The sequence below is a fragment of the Pseudovibrio sp. Alg231-02 genome, from assembly GCF_900143565.1.
Taxonomy (GTDB): domain Bacteria; phylum Pseudomonadota; class Alphaproteobacteria; order Rhizobiales; family Stappiaceae; genus Pseudovibrio.
In genome coordinates this window covers 1-19,886 of the sequence record NZ_FREX01000011.1, presented here as the reverse complement: position 1 = coordinate 19,886, position 19,886 = coordinate 1, and the positions used below count along the sequence as shown (strand labels likewise).

Here is a 19,886-nt window from a genome sequence, read left to right as displayed (position 1 = left end):
AATGAGAGCTCAGACCTTATGACTGCGGGCTGTTATTAGAGACACGGCTGGCAATGTTGCGGTGCATGTATCGGAACAATGTCCTTTTCTGCCTTTGATTACATTGCTCGTCACGACTGACCCGCCTTAACCAGGCGAGTTGACTTTTTTGGCTTAAAGGACGTTTCCATGCGACAAGACGGTACCCTCAAATTCTTCAACCACGACAAAGGCTACGGCTTCGTTACTCCAGCTGACGGTTCCAAAGACATCTTTGTTCATATCACAGCTTTCGAACGCTCTGGCATCGCAGTTCCTGCTGAAGGTGCAGCGATCACTTTTGTTGCTGAAGAAGATCGTCGTGGCCGCGGTTTGCAGGCTTCCCAGATTGAGCTTGCTTAATCTGTACGATTTGCGAGGCTCCAGAGTTTGTTTCAGCGCAAGCTGAATGAACTTTGTGACCGCCACATAATTGGCCTGATGCGCGCCGGCAATTGCCAGGCGCCGTCAGGCCTTTTATTTTTCACATCAGACCCGCCGTCTCCTTGTTCTGATCAGAGCTTGCCTAATGCTCTCTCTCCCCCACCTTTTGGCTGAGAACTTCTTAAAAGAGCCGCAATCACGGCTATTTTATCTGGCTCAACGAACATCGTTGTTTTCACTTCATAAATTTCGTGGTTCACATGACGACTTGGCCTCGCAAAGTTGCCACTGATGGCCTATACTGACAAAAGTCGCAGATCTGCGCTTATAAGAACAACTTTTTTCTCTGCGACCTCTCGCAGAATTGGGCAAGGGACTCATTGTGAAGGGCACGACCAAAGCCAGCAGAACGCAGCATCGCATTCTTGAAGCGGCCATCGACTATGTGCAAGCACAAGGCGGTGGGCAGTTTTCGTTGGATGCAATCGCCAAGCATGCAGGCGTTTCCAAAGGTGGGCTGCTCTATAACTTCCCAAGCAAACAAGCTCTCATCCGCTCCATGGTTCAATACCATGTAGATGGCACGCGCGATAACATTGCCACAGAAGAGCAGAAGCTTGCTGATGATCCTTATCGTCATAAACTTATGCGGGCATTCCTGAAGGGGCTTTGCAGCAAGTTCAAAGAAGACAACAAGGCAGCCTCCGGTATGCTGGCCGCCATTGCAGACGACCCGAGCCTGCTTGACCCTGTCCGCGTCTTCCATAAAGACATGTACGCGCGCATTCAGGACGAGTCGGAAGACCCAGAGCTGGCAACCCTTGTCTATCTGGCTGTTGAAGGTATTCACAGCAACGGGATGTTTCAGGTTCTTGATGAGGACCAGCTGAATGTGGAAGAGCAGCTCGAGCGCATGTTCGAGATACTCAAGTAAAGCTCTCTCTGACTTGATTTCTTCTCAGCCCTGACTGCTGAAATATATCGCCAGACCCACCTGCCCTCTGCTAGCATTAATACCTACGTATTTTATGAATTAGCGGAGACGGGCAGATGAAACGCCGTGACTTTTTGAAAACAGCAATGGCAACTGGTGCTGCAGGCAGCGCTTCTGTCCTTGCTGCGCCAGCACTTGCAAACGCCACATTGAACCTGAAACTCGTCGGCTCTTTCCCAAAGGGTTTCCCGGGCGTGGGCACCTCAGCTGAGCAGCTGGGCAAACGCATCGAGGCGCTTTCTGACGGAAAGATTTCCATCAAGTATTTTGGCGGCGGCGAGCTGGTTCCTCCGTTCGAAACATTCTCTGCCGTTTCCTCTGGCACTGCTGATATCGGTCACAATGCGCCTTATTATCAGGTGGGCAAGATCCGCTCGACCATGTACTTCACCACCCTCCCGTTTGGCCTGGATGCGACTGAGCTTTCCGGCTGGTTGCGTCATGGCGGCGGACAGGCTCTTTGGGACGAAGCTTATGCACCGCATGGTGTGAAACCATTTTATGCGGGTAGCTCGGGCGCTCAGGCAGGCGGCTGGTTCAAGAAGCCAATCAAGTCTCTGGACGACCTTGTCGGGCTGAAGATGCGTATTGCCGGCCTTGGCGGCGACATTCTGCGCAAAGTGGGTGCGACGACTGTTGTCACACCTCCGCCAGAAATCTACCCTGCCCTGCAGTCCGGCGTGGTTGATGCGGCTGAGTTTGTTGGCCCGTGGAACGATCTCGCTCTCGGCCTTTACAAGATTGCGCCGTACTACCACTTGCCAGCGTTCCATGAGCCGGGTCCGGGTCTGGAAATGATCGTAAACCAGAACACCTATGAGAACCTGAGCCCTTGGCTGAAGGAAGTTCTGGCGCAAGCGGCGACAGCACAGGCTGAAGAGAGCACAGCGGAGTTCCGCTACAACAACACCATCGCTCTCTCCACACTGGTGGAGCGCGGTGCTATTCTCTCCTCCTTCCCACCGGATGTGATTGAAGCGATTGGCGCGGCTGCCCGCGAAGTGATTGCGGCCTATCCTGCCGGGGACGCGATGAGCGAGAAAATCCACGGTTCCTACATGGACTACGTGAAAGCTTGTTCTTTGTACGGTGCCCGCATGGAGGGACAGCTTTATCAGGACCGTGCGCAGGTGTGGTCTACGTAAGCATCACTTGACCGAGATCTTGGAATGGGGAGCTTTGCTTCCCTTTCCATAGACTGCTTAAACGAATCATCAAAAGCTCACTAATAATCGTCGATGCTCTTGTACTCGCTGAAAACTCAAGTATATTTCCGAAATAATAATCAATTGCAATCTACACATATACTTAGGAACTAAGTATTTCACCTACTTATATTACTTAGGTGAGAATAAGTAGGTAGTTAGTACAAATCCAAGCTATAGAATAAACGCTCTATAAAGAATTACTGACTCAATTTGTGCGTGTAATAACGAAACAGTGTAACGGGCAGCAGTGCCCCGCTCAAATTTGGAACTCGAGTTCCCCTTTCAGGTGCTCTCATGCGTCGTATTCTTTTAAAGTATCGTATCATCGCGATATTCATGCTTGCGTTTGTGCCCATGCTCTATTTTGCTGGCTCACAAACCACCACCGCCTATAACAAAAAGGTGGAAGCATCCTCTATTGGTCAGGTTGCAGAGTTTGTTCCTGTATTGAGTGCTGTTGTTCACGAACTGCAAAAAGAGCGTGGCCGCTCCGCCGGATACCTTGGCGCAAAGGGCAAAGCCTTTGCAGAGGGCCTTGCTGACCAGCACAAGCTGACTGACAGCAAAATCCGCATCTATAAGACTGCGCTGGACAACATCCACCTTGCTTCCATTGACAAGGGCCTTGCGGCTCAGGTGGACATGGTGAACAGCCGTCTGGCAAACATTGCCCGGATCCGCAATAACGTCAAAAACCTGAACACAACTGTTGGCGAAACTGTTGCTTACTACAGCGGCACGATCAACGAGGCCTTCAAGTTTTTGCCAAGCACAATTGCCGTAAGCCGCGATGCAAGCCTTGTTCGCAAGCTGAGCATGTATGAAGAAGTGCTGCTTGGAAAAGAGAACGCAGGCATTGAGCGGGCAATTGGCGCAAACGGCTTTAGTGCTCAGGAATTTAACCCGACTATCTATCACCGTTTTGTACGCCTGAGCGCCAGCCAGGACACGCATTTTAAAACCGCGCGTTCTTTGATGACCGGTCCTCAGGTAAAGTTTCTGGAGAAGATCTTCAACCGGCCTATCATGAGCCAAGTTGATGCTGCCCGTAAGCTGGGCTATGCCGCTGCGTTTGGCGGCGACATCTCCTCTGTTTCCGGTACTGAATGGTTTGATCTGGCGACCAAGCGTATTGATGCACTGAAAGATTTCGAGGACTACCTTGCTGACGAACTGGTGATGCATGCGCAAAAGCTGACTGCGAATGCACAATGGCAGTTCATGTTGGCCCTGATCATCTCCGGCATTGTGACTGTGCTGGGTATTGGCGCGGCTTACACGATCATTCGCAGTGTATCTGTTCCGGTTGCAGCCCTGCTGGGCGATGCTCGCAAGCTGGCTGAAGGCGATACCACTGTGACGTTTGCAGGTGCGACTGGCGTTGATGAAGTTGGCCAGGTGGCGAACGCTGTTATGTCTTTCCGCGATACGGTTGCTGAGCAGAAGCGTTTGCAGAGCCTTTCTGAGAAAGAGCATGAACAGGAGCGTGATCGCCAGATGCACGTGGATCAGCTGATCAGTGTGTTTAATGATCAGGTCTCTAGTGTTCTTGACCGGGTTGATGACAATACCGGCAAGATGCAGCAAACCGCGGACTCTCTGACTCACATCGCGACAACCACATCTGACCGTGCCAACAGCGCTGCTGGTTCCTCTGAGCAGGCTTCGCACAACGTACAGACTGTGGCATCTGCTGCTGAAGAGCTCTCTGCATCCATCGAAGAGATCGGGCGCCAGATCTCCCAGACCAAGCAGACTGTTGATGATGCAACCAGTGTTGCAACTGCCACCAACGATCATGTGGCGGATCTGGATGTTGCGGCTCAGAAGATTGGCGAAGTGGTCAATCTCATTCGTGACATCGCCGAGCAGACCAACCTGCTGGCTCTGAACGCAACCATTGAAGCAGCGCGTGCTGGCGAGATGGGTAAGGGCTTTGCGGTTGTTGCATCTGAGGTGAAGGAGCTTGCGACCCAGACCTCTAAGGCGACAGAAGAGATTTCCTCTCAGATCTCCGGTATTCAGGGCTCCACGAAGGAAGCCGTGACCGCTATTGAGCAGATTGCTGGCACAATGCATCAGGTGAATGAGTACACCAGCTCTATTGCCACTGCGATTGCTCAGCAGAATGCGGCGACATCCTCCATCAGCCAGAACATTCAGCAGGCTGCGCAGGGCACTCAGGATGTGGCGGACAGCATGAGCGTTGTCACGAGCTCGGTTCAGGAAACCAACCACTCTGCCAATGACGTGCTTGAGGCTTCTTCTTCTGTTTCCAAACAGGCAACGGAGCTGCGCCAGACCATTTCCAACTTCCTGAGAGATGTTGTTGCGGCTTAAGCGTTAAACATTGCTGAAATGCATGAGGAGGGCCCCGGCCCTCCTCTTTTATTTGATCCCGAGTTGACCTTGGCTGGAAAGCCCATATAAGAGCGCCATGCAAAACATTGACGTTCTTATAATAGGTGCAGGTGCCGCCGGCCTGATGTGTGCCATTGAGGCTGGAAAGCGCGGACGCTCTGTGCTGGTGATTGACCATGCCAAGCGCCCAGCGGACAAAATCCGCATCTCCGGTGGTGGGCGGTGCAACTTCACAAACCTGCACGCTTCCCCCGCGAACTATCTTTCTGAGAACCCGCGTTTTGCTGTTTCTGCTTTGAAGCGCTTCACCCAGCACGACTTTATCGCGCTGGTGGACAAGCACCGCATCAGTTGGCACGAAAAGACACTGGGCCAACTGTTTTGCGATGACAGTGCGCAGCAGATCATCGACATGCTGCTCCAGCTCTGCCAGCAATCTGGCGTTCGCATTCAGCTGGGCACCAGCGTCACCTCTCTTACCAAGCCTGATGATCGCTTTACCGTTGGCACCTCCAGAGACACCGTGCGAGCGCAGTCTGTGGTTGTGGCATGCGGAGGTCCATCCATTCCCAAGATGGGTGCCACCGGCTTTGGCTACGAGATTGCCAAGCAGTTCGATCTGCCGCTCGTCACCCCTCGTGCTGCTCTCGTACCGTTCGTCTTTGATGATGCGATGCGGGAACGGACCAAACATCTGGCAGGCGTTTCAGTGGATGCTGTTGTGTCTTTCAAAAAGACCAGTTTTCGTGAAGGATTGCTCTTCACCCATCGTGGCCTTTCCGGGCCATCCATTTTGCAGATTTCCTCCTACTGGGAAGAAGGCAAAGACATTCGCGTCAACTTGCTTCCAGACACAGATGTTTTTGAGGCCCTGAAGTCCGCCAAGCAAAGCCAGCCGAAGCAGGACATTAAGACTGCGGTGGCAAGTTTGTTGCCCAAAAAGCTGGCCACACACATTGCTGAGGAGCATAAGCTGGGCGGACGGTTGGCCGACACCTCCGACAAGGTGCTGCGCAAAGCCGCTCTGGCAATCAATGAGTGGGCCCTCAAGCCCGTTGGCACCGAGGGCTACCGCACCGCTGAGGTCACCTTAGGCGGCGTAAGCACAAAGGCCCTCTCCTCCAAAACAATGGAAACGAGCTCCGTCCCCGGCCTCTTCTTCATCGGCGAAGTCGTCGACGTCACCGGCCACCTCGGCGGCTTCAACTTCCAATGGGCCTGGTCTTCCGGCCATGCGGCCGGGCAGTTTGTTTAGTGTGACGGCATAATAAAGTTTGTAATGATGCGGTAGAGTTTGTGATCTTAACAACGTTTGGAATAATAAAGTTTGTAATGTCGCATCACATACACTTTGCTACATGTGCGAAAAGCTCTCCCAAAATTTGATCTATCTTGGCTGCGACGGGCCACAAGCAGCCATTTGGCTGGTTCCACCAAGGGTTGAGATTGCTGGCAGCAAGTCCTCTCATTCGGCTTGATAAATAACCCTTCATAACCCTTGAGTACACTAGTGTGGAGTGCGTCGTGCGAAGCGAACCAAAGACTGCACGTGTGACCAATAGTAGGGAGCACTTATATGAAATCTCGTCAATACATTCATCAAACTAAGCAGTTTGCAGAGCACTCGTCTTTTGTAAATAACACAGCAAGTAATCAATGAAGCGCTGCGCCAGTGGATTTTCTTCCTGTGCGGACAAATAACTTAAGACGCTAGTTACTGGTAGCCCTGGTAGGGCGCTCTCAATCACAGGAATGTCCTCCAGCAATGCAGAGGCCGGTAGAATGGAAACTCCAAGCCCCGCTTTTATGGCGGACTGTACAGCCTGAATGGAGTTCGCAGTGATTGAGATCTTCCAWTCTGAGGCCATGGCTTCCATGGCAGAGATTGCTATAGCGCGATAGCTGCATGGTTCCTGCATCAAGATCAGTTCCAGTGGTTTATCAGCCGCAGGCAGCTGCCCGCACCAGACCAGCGGCTCCTGCCATAACTGTTTGCCGCCAGAGGCCTCTGGTCCGGCGAATACCACATCCAGCTCCCCGGCATCTAAAAGACACAACAAGTCAGCCCCGCCGCCGAGGATCAAGTTGAGATCACAAGTGGGGTGTGCTCGTTTGAAGCGGGCCAGATGAATATGTAGGTGCTGCGGTACCAGATACTCTGCAAACCCGACGCGCAGCATGCTTTGCTCCTTGGGCGCAGAAACGCTCAACACAGCCTCATCAGCCAACTCCAAAATCTTTCGAGCATAGCCGATAAAAATCTCACCTTCGCTGGTTTGGGAAAGAGAACGGCTCGTACGCTCAAATAGTTTCACATCCAACCGCTCTTCCAGCTTGGCAATTTGCAGRCTGATCGCCGATTGCGTCCGCCCCACTTTTTCTGCTGCAGCGGAAAAACTACCCTCCTCAATGACAGCGATCAAAGAGCGAAGCACAGTCAGGTCCGTATCAAGTCGGAAGGGAGATCTATTGGCGTTGCTCATAGGACCTRTTTATTTTTCTAGTTTTACTAATCGATCGTGTTTAGCCATATGTCTCATAGAACGCCAATAATCAATAAGGAAATYTTATTCATGCTAAAATCTGTGCTGGCAGCCTCTGCTCTGTCTTTCCTCTCATTATCTGCTGTAGCTGGCGAGCCGCTTCAGTTGGAAGAAGTGGCAAAATTCTCTGAAACCCGCCCGGGTAACATCACCGTAACGCCAAACGGACGCATGATTGTCAGCATGCAGCCGTTGGATGGGCCGGCGTTGAAGGTGGTTGAAGTTCTGAAAAATGGTAGCAAGGCCCCGTTCCCAACTCAAGATTGGGCAGATGGTCCGGAAGTAGGCGAACTCGGCTTGTCTGCTGTGATTGGTATCGACACAGACTCCAATGGCGTGGTCTGGATGCTGGACATGGGAAGCGATACTTCTGCACCTCGTCTGCTGGGCTGGAACTCTGAGACCAACACGCTTCACGCAGACTTGCAGATTGACAAATCTGCTCTGACAGCAAACTCCTTCCTTCAGGACTTTGCGATCGATGAAAAACGTGGTCAGATCTATATCGCGGATATGACCCTCGGCAATCTGGCGGGGCCATCCAAGCCAGCCATCGTTATCGTGGACCTGAAGACCGGCGAAGCCCGCCGCCTGCTGGAAGCGGCAGAGCAGTTTATCTCCCCAGACCGCGATGTGGTGATTGACGGTGGCCTGATGGCAGCCAAAGGAGAAGATGGCTCCCTCAACAATCTACGCTTCGGCCTCAACCCAATTGCCATCTCTGATGACAGCAAATGGGTCTACTTCGGCACTGTGAATGGCGAGCAGATCTTCCGCATCCCGGCTGAAAAACTTGCAGATCCCTCCGTAAATTCTGCCGATCTGAATACTTTCATTGAAGAATACGGTCCCAAAAAGCCTAGCGATGGTATGACTTTCAATTCCAATGGTGGTCTCTTCGTTTCTGATATCGAGAACTCAGCCATTGGCCTGACCACCGCTGGAAAGTACGAAGTGCTCATTCAGGACGAGCGGCTTTCCTGGCCGGATGGCTTTGATGTTGCTCAAGACGGATATGTCTATGTTACGCAAAACCAGTTGCATAAGCACCCGGCTTTCAATCAAGGTGTCAATGGTGCAAAGGCTCCATTCTACGTGATGCGTTTTCCGGTTCCGGGCAAATAAGTTTCAAAGAAACGGATGTGACTGACGGGTTCAAACAGCTCGTCATTTGCACATTTAAGATCAAATACAAGAAATTGAGAGGCTCCCATGCTTTTGAACACACCAATCTGCGATTTTGGTTGGAAAGCGCCAGAATTTACGCTCAAAGATGCTGATGGCACCAGCTTCACCATGTCTGACCAGATTGGTGAAAGCGGTTTGCTCATCGCCTTTATTTGCAATCATTGCCCTTATGTGCAGGCCATTGCAGATCGCCTGGCAGAAGACATGAAGCAGCTCAAAGCCGAAGGCTTCGGCGTTCTTGCTGTCATGTCCAATGATTATCGCTCAGTGCCTGCTGATGGACCGAGCTTCATGAAAAAGTTTGCCAAGGAATTTGGCTTTAAGTTTCCGTATTTGCTGGATGAAACACAAGAAGTTGGCAGAGCATATAACGCAGTTTGTACGCCAGATTTCTTCGGCTTTAACAACAAGGGTGAGCTGCAATACCGTGGCCGCTTGGATGATGCTGGCTTCGACGACCCAACCAACCGCACACCAGAACTTCTCAATGCCATGCGTCAGGTTGCCAAAACCAGCTGCGGACCAGAGCACCAGATCCCTAGCATGGGTTGTTCAATAAAGTGGAAGTAGATCTGTTTACGCGAAAGCTAGTCAAAATGGGGCAATTAAGAAGCCGGACGCAGTAGCCACTAGCAGAGGACCAACTATGGGAATTCGAGCAGATCCTCCAAGGGTTGGTGCTGTTTGCATAAAAGATATTCTGAGAACCTTATTGGATCGCTCGAGCACAGATTGATGCATCCGCCCGAGTAGGTTGCAAAGAGCCCAAAGCAATAGATGCTGCAACGAGTATGAATGACGGCTGTTGCGCGCTTGACGCTGAAACTAATCGCGTCATAGCTTGGAGGGCGGCTGATCATAGTTTCTCGGCATGTTCTAAGTTAGGAATAGCAAAGCTCGCTACTCAAGATCGATACATCCAGCTAGGAACAAGGGCTGGTTTCAAGTGCAACCACAAGCGACAAAGTATAACTCCCAAAACCGTGAGCGTGTTCTGCGCTATTTCTCCCAATCTCATTTGCGGTAATTTAATGCATGCAAGAATTATGGACTGATTTACTTAATGGGGAACATTACGCGGTTCTGTCTGCGTGTATTGCCTATGCTTTGCTCATGGGGATCGTTAGCATCACCGCATGTTTTCGCATACGCCGCTGGCCTCATACGATTGGAAAACTCACGGAAGATGGGGTTTCAAGCATTGGAAGCTCTGATGAGAGAATGCACACGGCACGCGTGAGGTATGAATATTCTGTCAACGACATATCCTATACCGGCAAGCGGTTAAGTCCGTTCATTATTAGGGCCACTGGAACCAGAATGGCTGAGTGGCAGAAGGGTGGTATTCAAAAGCATGAAGGCGACTGTGTTACTGTATTCTACAACCCTGCTCTGCCCCACAAATCCTACCTGATAGTACCCACATGGACCGGAATTGCAGGGGTATTTCTGCTCGTCGCGATTCCGGTGTTTCTAATTTGGTTCTCTATTTAACGTCGACGCACATTAAGTCGGGCGACGACATTTTGAGTCGCACAATTTAATTGCAGTAAGAAGAGCTATCAGAGGCTCTGTGCAATAGGAAAGAGGCACATTGTGGAGTTATATTTCTATAACCAATCCTATATCCTTTATTTGACGCACAAGCCGCTCTCACAGAGGTTCCCAAAAAATGACTTCAACAGAACCCCGATCATACGGCTCAACGTTTTGGCGGAGGTCCTTGGCACTCTTCGCTGGGATTTTTGGGGTGCTGACTCTGATTTCCGGTGGGAGCGTCTTATTTGGGCCAGTGGAGGTTCAAGTGGCTGCGGGCGACTACATGCCAGTCGTGCTCTGGTTCAATTTTCTAGCAGGCTTTCTCTACATCGGTGCTGCAATTGGGATCTGGCTACAGCGTAACTGGGCACTTGGCCTGTCTGCGTTTATCGCAGTGGCAACGGGCCTGATTGCTTTGGGGTTCGGATTTCTGGTTTTTCAAGGAGTGGCATATGAGATGCGAACTGTAGGGGCCTTGGCCGTACGGATAGGTGTTTGGACAGTGATCACCCTGACGTTAATGCGCAGTCGACATCAAATGTGAGACTCTGATAACTAGCTCAGGACTTTGACGTGCGTGCGAACCAGACCAAGCAATGAGGAAAGCAAATCAGATGTTTTGTAGCTGATAACCAAGTCAAACAGGGGCCACAAGCGGACTTTTGAGCGGTTCTACCGAGGGTTGATAGGTGTTTTAAATGGATGCAAGTTCTCTCCCAAACTCAGCAGCAGTTGGAAGTTAGCTTTTGAAGTACGTTTACCGACGTGCAGCTGATTAAGAAAGAGCACAAGAGTTAAGCGTGGAGGTATTGATCAGAATTGGCATGCAGAACTTCAAAATCAAACCAGAGAGCGACGCTGCAATATCACCTTCAGTCAGATCAACTTTGAGTTCTAAACTTTATGATTAATCACTCCTTGCATGTTGTTGATGAATGATCTCCGCTACGTTTAGCCCCATCTTTCTGCAAGTGCGTCTTCTTTCTGATTAAACTCTGCGTGGTGGAGAGCATATAAAAGTTTGAGGCATTCCACCAAAAAGGGATCTGTATATGCGATTGCTCCAAACGTTTAAATGCTGTCGGTTTGGAATAACCCGCAGACGCGGGTTATTCCATGTTGGTTATCACGCGAACATGAAGTCATCTTCAGTGATGTTGCTTACGGCAACGTCTGAAAGGGTGATGGAGCTACCATCATAAGAAATGATGGTGTCACCATCCTTCCCGGAGATGTTCAGGTCGTTGAAGCTATCGATATTGTTTTTGAATTCAATTAGATCAAAGCCATCTTCGAAGTCGATGATTTCATCAGCACCCCAATTGGTATCGAATACAAACCTGTCATTTCCGGAACCTCCGGAAAGCATGTCGTTGCCAAAACCGCCTTCAAGACGATCATGACCAGCATTGCCATAAAGAGCATTGTCGGCAAAGTTACCGATCAGCGTGTCGTTGCCTGACCCTGCATAGGCAGTTTCAATCACTGTATCGCGCATGATGGCTAGATTGCCTTTGTAACCATTCACATCAGAATAGGTTTCTGCCAACAGCGAGATTTTCTGATCAGCACGCACAGAACTAAAGTTGAGAGTGTCCTGCCCTCCACTGTCAGAGATCGTGTAGGTTACCCGGTTTAGATCCGCCAGATCATCATAGTAACCGCCAGCGGTTGAGTTTTCGCCATAAACGGTATCACCACTGCGAATGTTATCAGCGGTACCATAGAGATCCTGCATTGCAAGAATGTCAGCAATCATTGGCGTAACGACATAGGCATAGCTAGCGTCCACAGCAGAGTTCTCGTTTTGAGAGAAGTAGGACATAACTGTGCCCTGCCAAGAATCGTTCGCATAGTGATTGTCTACACCATAGCGTGCGCTGCCGTTGTAGTTGCCAGCATGCCCCAGGCCGAGAGCATGGCCGATTTCATGGATGTAAGTCTGGAATGAATAGGAATCCAGGCTGGTTCCACTGTTCTTCAACCATGAAGTGCTTACGTTTACAATTGATGACTGAATGGTGCCGCCATATGCGCGGGAGCTTGAGTAGGCACCGCTTCTATCATCACTGAAGGTGATTTGTGCGCCAGAATTCACCTGCTCAAAGTTGATGCCAGTAGTCATCGACCAAGCATCAAGAGCTTTGATCGCGAGAGCCTGACCATCACTGTTCAAGCTTGTTAGGTTTACCGTGATCGTGCCACCTGGTTCCACATCAAATGCACGACGGCCACTGCGCCAAGCTACATCAGTGAGCTGGTTAGCGATTTGATCATTGGTAAAGTGCCCTTCAGGCACAACGATCTCAGGGTCGGAGGTTGGCTGGGGAACTACCGGATCTGGATCTACAGGATCCGGATCTACAGGGTCTGAGTCCACAGGGTCCGGATCTACAGGATCTGGGTCTACAGGGTCCGGATCTACAGGATCTGGGTCCACAGGGTCYGGATCTACAGGATCTGGGTCCACAGGGTCTGGATCTACAGGATCTGGGTCCACAGGGTCTGGATCTACTGGATCTGGGTCCACAGGGTCTGGATCTACTGGATCTGGGTCCACAGGGTCTGGATCTACTGGATCTGGGTCCACAGGGTCTGGATCTACTGGACTGGCATTTTCGATTACGTCAATCTTATAGCTGCCAGTATAACGGTCACCAAAGGAAGAAGCCCCAATATAAAACTTGCCGCTGGAAGTGGCCGTAAACGTGATCTCAGAATTACGTCCTTCTCCACTATCGTCATCAAAGGCAATACGGTTACCATCACTATCATAGAGCGTAAGGACAGTGTTGCGAACACCGTAATACCCGGTTCCTTTTAGGGAGACTGTGTACTCTTTACCTTCTTCAAGCTCGATTGCCACAGCATCACGATCACCGCGGTAGTTCAATCTTCCAACAAAGCTCTCGCCCGCATCAATTGTATATGGTGTGGAGCGACTAAATGGGGCATCACGCCATTCATCGCCAGGTGAAGTCCATTTGTAGGAATAATAGCCATAAGGATTGTACTTATAACGGCTAGAAGAGCCCGAATAACTGTAATGCATCTTACCCTCAATTTTTACTTCAACAACAGAAGTAAAATTGAGCATCGATCAGTAACAAACAACTCTAATTAGTATTTTTTCCCATGATAATTTTGTCCACAAAACATAACATAAACTTAAATCAAATAGAGGCAAGTATAATTAAGTGTTTATTTCAAATGCATTTGACTGCTAATTACTAATCTAATCAACATTATCTAATTGATATTATTGATATATAATCTAAAAATTACCATTTATGTCGATTTCGAGGAGTTGCATTGAATAAATCTTATGCTACATTATAAAAATTATTTACACATAATATAGCCATATTTTCATATTTTTACTTAAATCTGCTCGGTATCGAAAATTCCATCAGAGATAGGCCCAGTGGACGCACGGCAGTATATTTTGCCATCGTTAAGAACAATAAGAGAACTTTGCCGAGTAACCACAAACACCCTGATTTGTTAGGCTAATTACGCTGTTCTTAAACAGTTAATGGACGGATTAAGATCGGTAATACTGCAATCATTCGGCAATTCTAAACTTTGCTGCAGGTGCGAAAGCCTAACTATGCGAGTAATGTTTTGAGAGACGACGGGCCAGAAGCCGACATTCGGGTGGTTCTATCAAGGGTTGAGACCAACTTGGATTGATGATGCCGTGGCCTCTGCTTAGTAGGGCCCAATCATCGATTGTGGGTCTCAGCAAGCTTAAGCAAGTCTCAACACGCCTCTTCTCTCTTTTGAGGCGCCTGCGATCTGCGATAGAACATATTTTCTGGTCTAGAGGTCCACAATTTCTGGAAACTTCCTCACATATCTTATCAAAGGCAAACACTTATTCCCGAGCAAGCTAATCAAGACTTTTAGAAGAGAGGTTGCAATGAGCACCTGATTGGAGATTACGTAAGGCCTACTTTAGCAACTTATCAGTTCTGGAATGTATAACCCTTCCCCCACTCAGTCATGATGTGTATTGGATTTGAAGGTTCAATTTCGATCTTTCGCCGCAAGCGCTTGATTAGCGTGTCTACAGAACGATCATCCTTGCCAGCGTGCTGTCGAGTTCTGGCAACGGCAAGTATGTCTTCGCGGGAGAAAACAACACCAGGACTTTGCGCAAAAAAACGAAGGACTGCTGCTTCACTTTGTGTGAGCGGTACGGTAAGGCCTTTAATGTTGGAAATGCGCCGCAGCTGAAGATCAAATGTCCAATCTCCAATCTGTATTGCAGAAGCCGTATATTGTTGAGCGTGATCTTTACGACGACGTAGCACGGCTCGTGCGCGGGCTAACATCTCCGGAAAAGTGAATGGTTTGACGATGTAGTCATCGGCGCCAATGTCAAGCAACGCAATGATTGTGTCCTGGTCACTGAGTGAGCTCATCATAATGATGGCAGCGTCAGATCGCTCTCTGACTTCACGGCAAAACACTTTGCCAGAGGGGCCGGGCATGACAATGTCAACAAAGCAGAGATCAAACTTTGTCTTGTTCCAAACCTGTCGTGCTTCGGGGACACTTGTACACCGATGGGGGGTGTAGCCAGCGCTAACCAAAGCCTTCCCCAGCTCTTCTCCGAGGGTGTGATCGTCGTCCACGATCAAAATACTCTCGCTCATCCGGTCTAAACCTTCGATATCCAATTGACTTTGCAACACGCATATATTGTAACATCTGCGTGTCAACTTGTCCCAATGTCGAGATAGATAAATGAAATCAATGAGGTTTTCATCGCGCCTTACGCTTGGTCAACAACTAATGTTTTTGGTCATTGGACTGGTATTGGCAGTTCAAGTCGTAAACGTAATTGTATCGCGTATTGCTGATGTGCAGCTTCTGACAGCTGCTCAAAAAAGCCTTCATTTCACATTGGCTGGTCGGTCTTTCAGTGGAGTCTTAGCCCTGCCAGAAAACCAGCGTGTCCGATATACGCAAACCTTATCTAATCTCGCTGTTCATATAGAATGGGGAGTCCCGCGAGCTCTACTTGATGGTGACGAACGGCGCCCAGATATCGAGGCCGAAGCACTTACCTGGTATGGCCGTGCAGGGTTACCCGTCTCAGAAGTAGTTGTGACAGAACGAGGCTTTCCAACTCCTCCTCCACCCCGCGGAATGGTTGCAGAAGAGACACCTATGTTAGGCCTTGGTGAACCGCCGCGTACTCTTTTGGTAAATGAGCTTGATTGGAAGACGACCCCAAAATGGGTTTTTGAGGAGAAACCGGCACCGTCAAACAATCTTCTGAACTTATTCAGAACCTGGCCACGCGCTGAAGTGTACAGGGTTGCATTGCGCCATGATGCTACAGACAACTGGCTCACGGTTTATCAGCTCAGGCGCTTACCACCTATCAATGCAGCCTACACGAAGCTTATAACATCGAGCCTGGTTTCTCTTTTAATTGCAACGGTAGTTTTACTGATTAGTCGGCGTGTTATGGCACCTTTTTGGCACCTTTCTCATCAGGCAGAGCGACTTGGGCGCGGCGAGACCACTTCCTCTTTGATTGTGCAGGGACCGCGTGATACCCGTGAGATTATCAGGTCTTTCAATCGAATGAATGAGCGCGTTACGCAGGCGGTGGATTATCAGATTGGCCTATTACGCAGTCTTGCTCATGATTTGAAAGGTCCTTTGGCAGGGATCAAGCAGCTTGTTGATGCCGTTGGTCCGCAAACCACCAGATATCAGATTGAGGCCCGTCTAGATCGCATACAGAGCATTGTTGAATCTATTATGGCTTTTTCTCGTGCGGTGATGCGAGATGGAGGCTTCCAGCGTGTAGACCTCACACTTCTGCTGGAGGTTGTAATTGAAGAGCGCAGTGAGCTGGGAGATGCAGCTGAAATGACAGACACAGCACCTGTTATCGTGTCATGTCGCGTAAATGCAATTCAGCGCTGCTTATCCAATCTCGTTGAAAATGCCTGCAAGTATGGTGGCGAAGCGCATGCCACTGTGTTCAGGGACGGAGATGAAGCGGTTATCATCATTGATGATAATGGCCCAGGCATTCCAGAAGAAGAACTAGATCGTGTGTTCCAGCCTTTCCAGCGCTTGGCAACAGACATACCTGGCAGCGGCCTGGGATTGGCAATCGTAAAGACGATTGTAACTGACCAAGGTGGTTCTATCCGTCTATTGAACCGCGCTGAAGGTGGGCTGCGAGCTGAGCTTCGCCTTCCGCTCCATCGGGAGGATTAATCAGCCTGACAAACTGTGACAGGTGTTTGTCACAGTTTGTCACGAGACCCCAATTCAAGCCCACGGTATCCATGTAGGAGTTGGACAATTCCGTCCTTAGAAACTCGGCGTTGCGCTCACCTGAGGCTTATTCGGGAGTGAGGCGTGCGCCTGACGATTGGATAATCAAATGGTAACTCGGTCAATTAACGAGAAAACAGAGAATGTGAGCGGCAGTGTAACATTCGATGAAATTACGAAAAAAAACCGGAAAGACTTCTACATTCACGGTACTGACGGAGATGAACAGGTTACACTGTACAACCTAAGTAAGGGCTATAATTCTATAAAGCAAAATCCGAATCTCCATTACTATGGGTATGGTGGCACCGATTCTTTAATCTATCACGGAAGTCTAACTACTTCGGTCAATCTCGTAGTTATTGATGGAGATACTGTCCATATCGCGGGAGGATATGGCGACAATGATCAGTACAGCAGCCGCAACCTCCACAGCCTGGACGTCTACGCACACAATGTTGAGATCTTCAACTTCACTGGACAAAATGATACTGCAGACTTTAGCGGTCTGTCTTATGGCGTTACGGCTTATGGAGAGGCAGGTGATGACCAGCTCATCGGTTCCAATGGAGATGATTACTTTGATGGAGGAGATGACGCAGATACGATCGAAGGTGGCGCAGGGGCTGATCTGATTTTTGGTGGCAAGGGCAACGATATAATCTGGGGTGGCACATCAGGAATTACAGCAGACAGCGCCAACGAAATGCATGGTGGTGAAGGTAATGACACCATTCATGGTGCGATCTATGTGCAGACAACACCCAATGTCGATATCATCACAGACAATATCGACATTGCTTATGGTGGTGCAGGTGACGACATAATCAAAGGGTATGATGGCAATGATATTCTTGATGGAGGCACTGGCGCTGACAAGATCTACGGGGGAGAAGGGAACGATATCATCTCTTCAGGATCGCTCAAAGACCAGGCGGTAAGTGACCAGCTTTGGGGCGGATCTGGTGCGGACATGTTTATTATTGGCGATGGCAGCACCGATTACACCAGTGACTTTGTTCTCGATATATCAGCAGCTTTTCCTAACAAGGGCAATGATTGGACATCTATTCTGGACACAGCGGGCAGCGTAGCGGGGCTTATACCGGGCGTGAATACAGCAGGTACACTCGCAAAAGTAACAGGTTCAGTTGCAAAAACTATAGCTTCTGGCTTTGACGCATACTACTCAGCAACCAACTCATCAAAGACAACTTTTACCATTGATGCAGACTGGAACACACTTTCTGAAGTTGTAGTCAATGACTTCAACCCGTTGGAGGATCATATTTTGATCCCGATGGGGGAAACCGCAGAAGGTATTAGCACGAACTACGTCGTTGAATGGGAGCCGTCACATGATTACGCATTCACAGTGCGGGACAACCGCTTAAACGCAGACTACGAAATCCTTGCCGTTAAATGGGCTGACGATCTTGTTGATTTCTTCCCAGACTATATGACCGATTATGGTGATGGTGATGCGATCGTTAGTGACTATATGGATGCGCTTAGAGAAAGTTTGAAGGAAAGCTACGTCAGCTACGATGGAACCGACCTCTATTTTGGAGACGAAAAACAGAAACTGGATGATGACTGGTCCGGTGAAATGGCTGGTTCCAATGTGGGTTACATGGATTTGGGCGCCTATGCAGGTTGGACGATTTACGACAATGAAGCCGACAACGACATGTGGATGGGGACCAATCTGAACGACATCCTCGGCGCGTTTGTGCCAGCCGAAGTCAACCCCAATGCCCCTAGGGAGGGATATTATTCTTCTACTGTTTATTTGTATGGCATGGGCGGCGATGATCTTTTGTTTGGTGGTGCAGGCAGTGACGTCATCAATGGCGGCGAGAACCTCGACGGCACTGCCGACAGTGATACTATAGCTTTCTATGACGCAGATTCCGTCAACATTGACTTGGGCACAAAGATTTTGAATGAAAATCTTGGCATCTATTACTCAACTTCCAAAGCAACTTACTCTATCCAGACCGACAATAATGGCGGAAAAGACTCTAAGGTAGATACCGACGTCTTGTATAACATTGAAAACGTGATCGGATCAGACGGAAACGATGTCATTAAAGGAGATGACGAACGAAACATCCTTTCAGGTGCTGGTGGAGATGATGAGTTAACTGGAGGGGGGGGCGCCGACACTTTTGTCTTTGCCGCCAACTCTGGGAAGGACACGATAACCGATCTCGACAAAGCCGATGTGCTCGTTTTCGAAGGATTGACTGTGGATGAACGTGATGCACTGATCAGCTCCCTATCCGGTACAGGCAATAGCCTTTCGATTGATAGTGACAATTCAGTAACCTGGGAAACAAGCCTCGACAAATCGTCATTCCAAACGAGTATCTCCACCAATGAAGGCGATACGGCAACCTATGATGTGACTGTCGCAGCGGCTCAAGCAGCTGAACGAGCGTATCATGCAGGACTTACAAACCTGACAGACACTTTGGACGCCAGTGCTGCAACACAGTCAAGCAACTACAACAACAATGCCTACCTCGCACACAACGTTCTCGATGGTGACATCAATACGATCAATCACACCGGCACAGGCAATCTTTGGTTAAATATTGATCTGGGTGAAGATGCACTGATTGAGTTCATCGATCTGGAAAACCGTCAGGATAACTGGACAAGTTCCCGTCTGAGCGGAGCTCACATTGACATATTGGATGATGGGGAAGTGATCTGGTCATCCTCAGACCTGACCGCTGCGCACAACCAGTTGATCGAAGTTGGCGGCATCATTGGCGACGAAGTCCGCATCGACCATGCTGATGGACATTATCTACACATCGCTGAAATCGATATCTATGGCGATTTCATAGCCTAAGACGTCACAAGGACACGGGTCACTGAAGGCCCGTGTCCCTCATATATCTGGTGGGATTGTCACTGTTGATCAAACCTAGGACAGCTGCCACCTATCTGACCTATCTTTATGGGTTTCTTGCTTACTGATCGTGAGTGAAACATGTCTTCGCAACAATCTATTTCCCCAAAGCGCCCTATGGTGGCTGAGGCGTTTGCGGCGTCTCGGTCCGGGTATGCGGGCGTTGGGGTCTTGAGTCTGGTCATCAACCTGTTGATGCTGACGGGTCCGATGTTCATGCTGCAGATCTATGATCGCGTGCTCGCCAGCCACAGCGTGCCAACACTGGTGATTATCGCCAGCTTCGCCGGTATCCTTTATCTGTTCTTCGCCCTGCTGGAAGGCATCCGTGCCCGTGGCCTGTCGCGTATTTCTCAGGAAATTGACGCCCGCCTGTCGCGCACCGCGTTCCTTGCCAACCTGCGCGTACCACTGCGCAT

General features: G+C 49.6%; 14 protein-coding genes and 1 pseudogene. 12 read left to right on the top strand and 3 right to left on the bottom strand.

The genetic code is table 11. The features are described 5' to 3' along the window. Positions 1-168 precede the first annotated feature (168 nt). The 5 genes from DHN43_RS22820 (at position 169) to DHN43_RS22800 (ending at position 6,220) form a co-directional block, all read left to right on the top strand. Positions 169-381, top strand: a complete 213-nt coding sequence (locus DHN43_RS22820; RefSeq protein WP_057461006.1) for a cold-shock protein — start codon at positions 169-171, stop codon at positions 379-381. Between the two features lie 403 nt (positions 382-784). Then, positions 785-1,336, top strand: coding sequence for a TetR/AcrR family transcriptional regulator (locus DHN43_RS22815; protein WP_063286955.1), 552 nt, complete (start codon positions 785-787; stop codon positions 1,334-1,336). 116 nt (positions 1,337-1,452) lie between these two features. Further along, positions 1,453-2,541: a TRAP transporter substrate-binding protein gene (locus DHN43_RS22810; RefSeq protein ID WP_108820167.1), complete on the top strand. Its 1,089-nt coding sequence runs from the start codon at positions 1,453-1,455 to the stop codon at positions 2,539-2,541. Between the two features lie 357 nt (positions 2,542-2,898). Next, positions 2,899-4,944 carry a methyl-accepting chemotaxis protein gene (locus DHN43_RS22805; protein WP_108820166.1) on the top strand — a complete coding sequence of 682 codons (2,046 nt, stop codon included), beginning with the start codon at positions 2,899-2,901 and terminating at the stop codon, positions 4,942-4,944. Between the two features lie 97 nt (positions 4,945-5,041). Beyond that, positions 5,042-6,220, top strand: coding sequence for an NAD(P)/FAD-dependent oxidoreductase (locus DHN43_RS22800; RefSeq protein ID WP_108820165.1), 1,179 nt, complete (start codon positions 5,042-5,044; stop codon positions 6,218-6,220). Between the two features lie 349 nt (positions 6,221-6,569). Here the strand turns inward: DHN43_RS22800 and DHN43_RS22795 are convergent, their stop codons facing one another. Continuing rightward, complete coding sequence (locus tag DHN43_RS22795; protein ID WP_108820164.1) at positions 6,570-7,448, bottom strand: LysR family transcriptional regulator; 879 nt, start codon at positions 7,446-7,448, stop codon at positions 6,570-6,572. A 90-nt stretch (positions 7,449-7,538) separates the two neighbouring features. On the opposite strand from DHN43_RS22795, the gene DHN43_RS22790 reads away from it, so the two are divergent. The 4 genes from DHN43_RS22790 to DHN43_RS22775 all read left to right on the top strand — a co-directional run bounded on the left by DHN43_RS22790 (position 7,539) and on the right by DHN43_RS22775 (position 10,779). Further along, a complete protein-coding gene (locus DHN43_RS22790; RefSeq protein WP_108820163.1) occupies positions 7,539-8,633 on the top strand; it encodes an L-dopachrome tautomerase-related protein in 1,095 nt (364 codons plus the stop codon). 87 nt (positions 8,634-8,720) lie between these two features. Further along, the gene (locus DHN43_RS22785; protein WP_108820162.1) at positions 8,721-9,266 is read left to right on the top strand and encodes a thioredoxin family protein; all 546 of its coding nucleotides are present in this window, start codon (positions 8,721-8,723) and stop codon (positions 9,264-9,266) included. 465 nt (positions 9,267-9,731) lie between these two features. Next, complete coding sequence (locus DHN43_RS27650; RefSeq protein WP_108820161.1) at positions 9,732-10,190, top strand: DUF3592 domain-containing protein; 459 nt, start codon at positions 9,732-9,734, stop codon at positions 10,188-10,190. A 310-nt stretch (positions 10,191-10,500) separates the two neighbouring features. Then, positions 10,501-10,779, top strand: a complete 279-nt coding sequence (locus DHN43_RS22775) for a hypothetical protein (protein WP_208981889.1) — start codon at positions 10,501-10,503, stop codon at positions 10,777-10,779. 582 nt (positions 10,780-11,361) lie between these two features. Here the strand turns inward: DHN43_RS22775 and DHN43_RS22770 are convergent. Both DHN43_RS22770 and DHN43_RS22765 read right to left on the bottom strand, forming a co-directional pair. Next, positions 11,362-13,287 (bottom strand): M10 family metallopeptidase, encoded by a 1,926-nt coding sequence (locus tag DHN43_RS22770; protein ID WP_159096966.1) that lies wholly within the window; start codon positions 13,285-13,287, stop codon positions 11,362-11,364. Positions 13,288-14,203: 916 nt separating this feature from the next. Continuing rightward, complete coding sequence (locus DHN43_RS22765; protein WP_108820159.1) at positions 14,204-14,896, bottom strand: response regulator transcription factor; 693 nt, start codon at positions 14,894-14,896, stop codon at positions 14,204-14,206. 91 nt (positions 14,897-14,987) lie between these two features. On the opposite strand from DHN43_RS22765, the gene DHN43_RS27110 reads away from it, so the two are divergent. The 3 genes and pseudogenes from DHN43_RS27110 to DHN43_RS22750 all read left to right on the top strand — a co-directional run. Further along, entirely contained in the window at positions 14,988-16,484 is a 1,497-nt protein-coding gene (locus DHN43_RS27110) for a sensor histidine kinase (RefSeq protein WP_108820158.1), read from the top strand. A 169-nt stretch (positions 16,485-16,653) separates the two neighbouring features. Continuing rightward, on the top strand, positions 16,654-19,407 hold the full coding sequence (locus tag DHN43_RS22755) for a calcium-binding protein (protein WP_108820157.1): 2,754 nt from the start codon (positions 16,654-16,656) through the stop codon (positions 19,405-19,407). Between the two features lie 141 nt (positions 19,408-19,548). Then, positions 19,549-19,886, top strand: a pseudogene (locus tag DHN43_RS22750) (type I secretion system permease/ATPase); the annotation flags it as partial.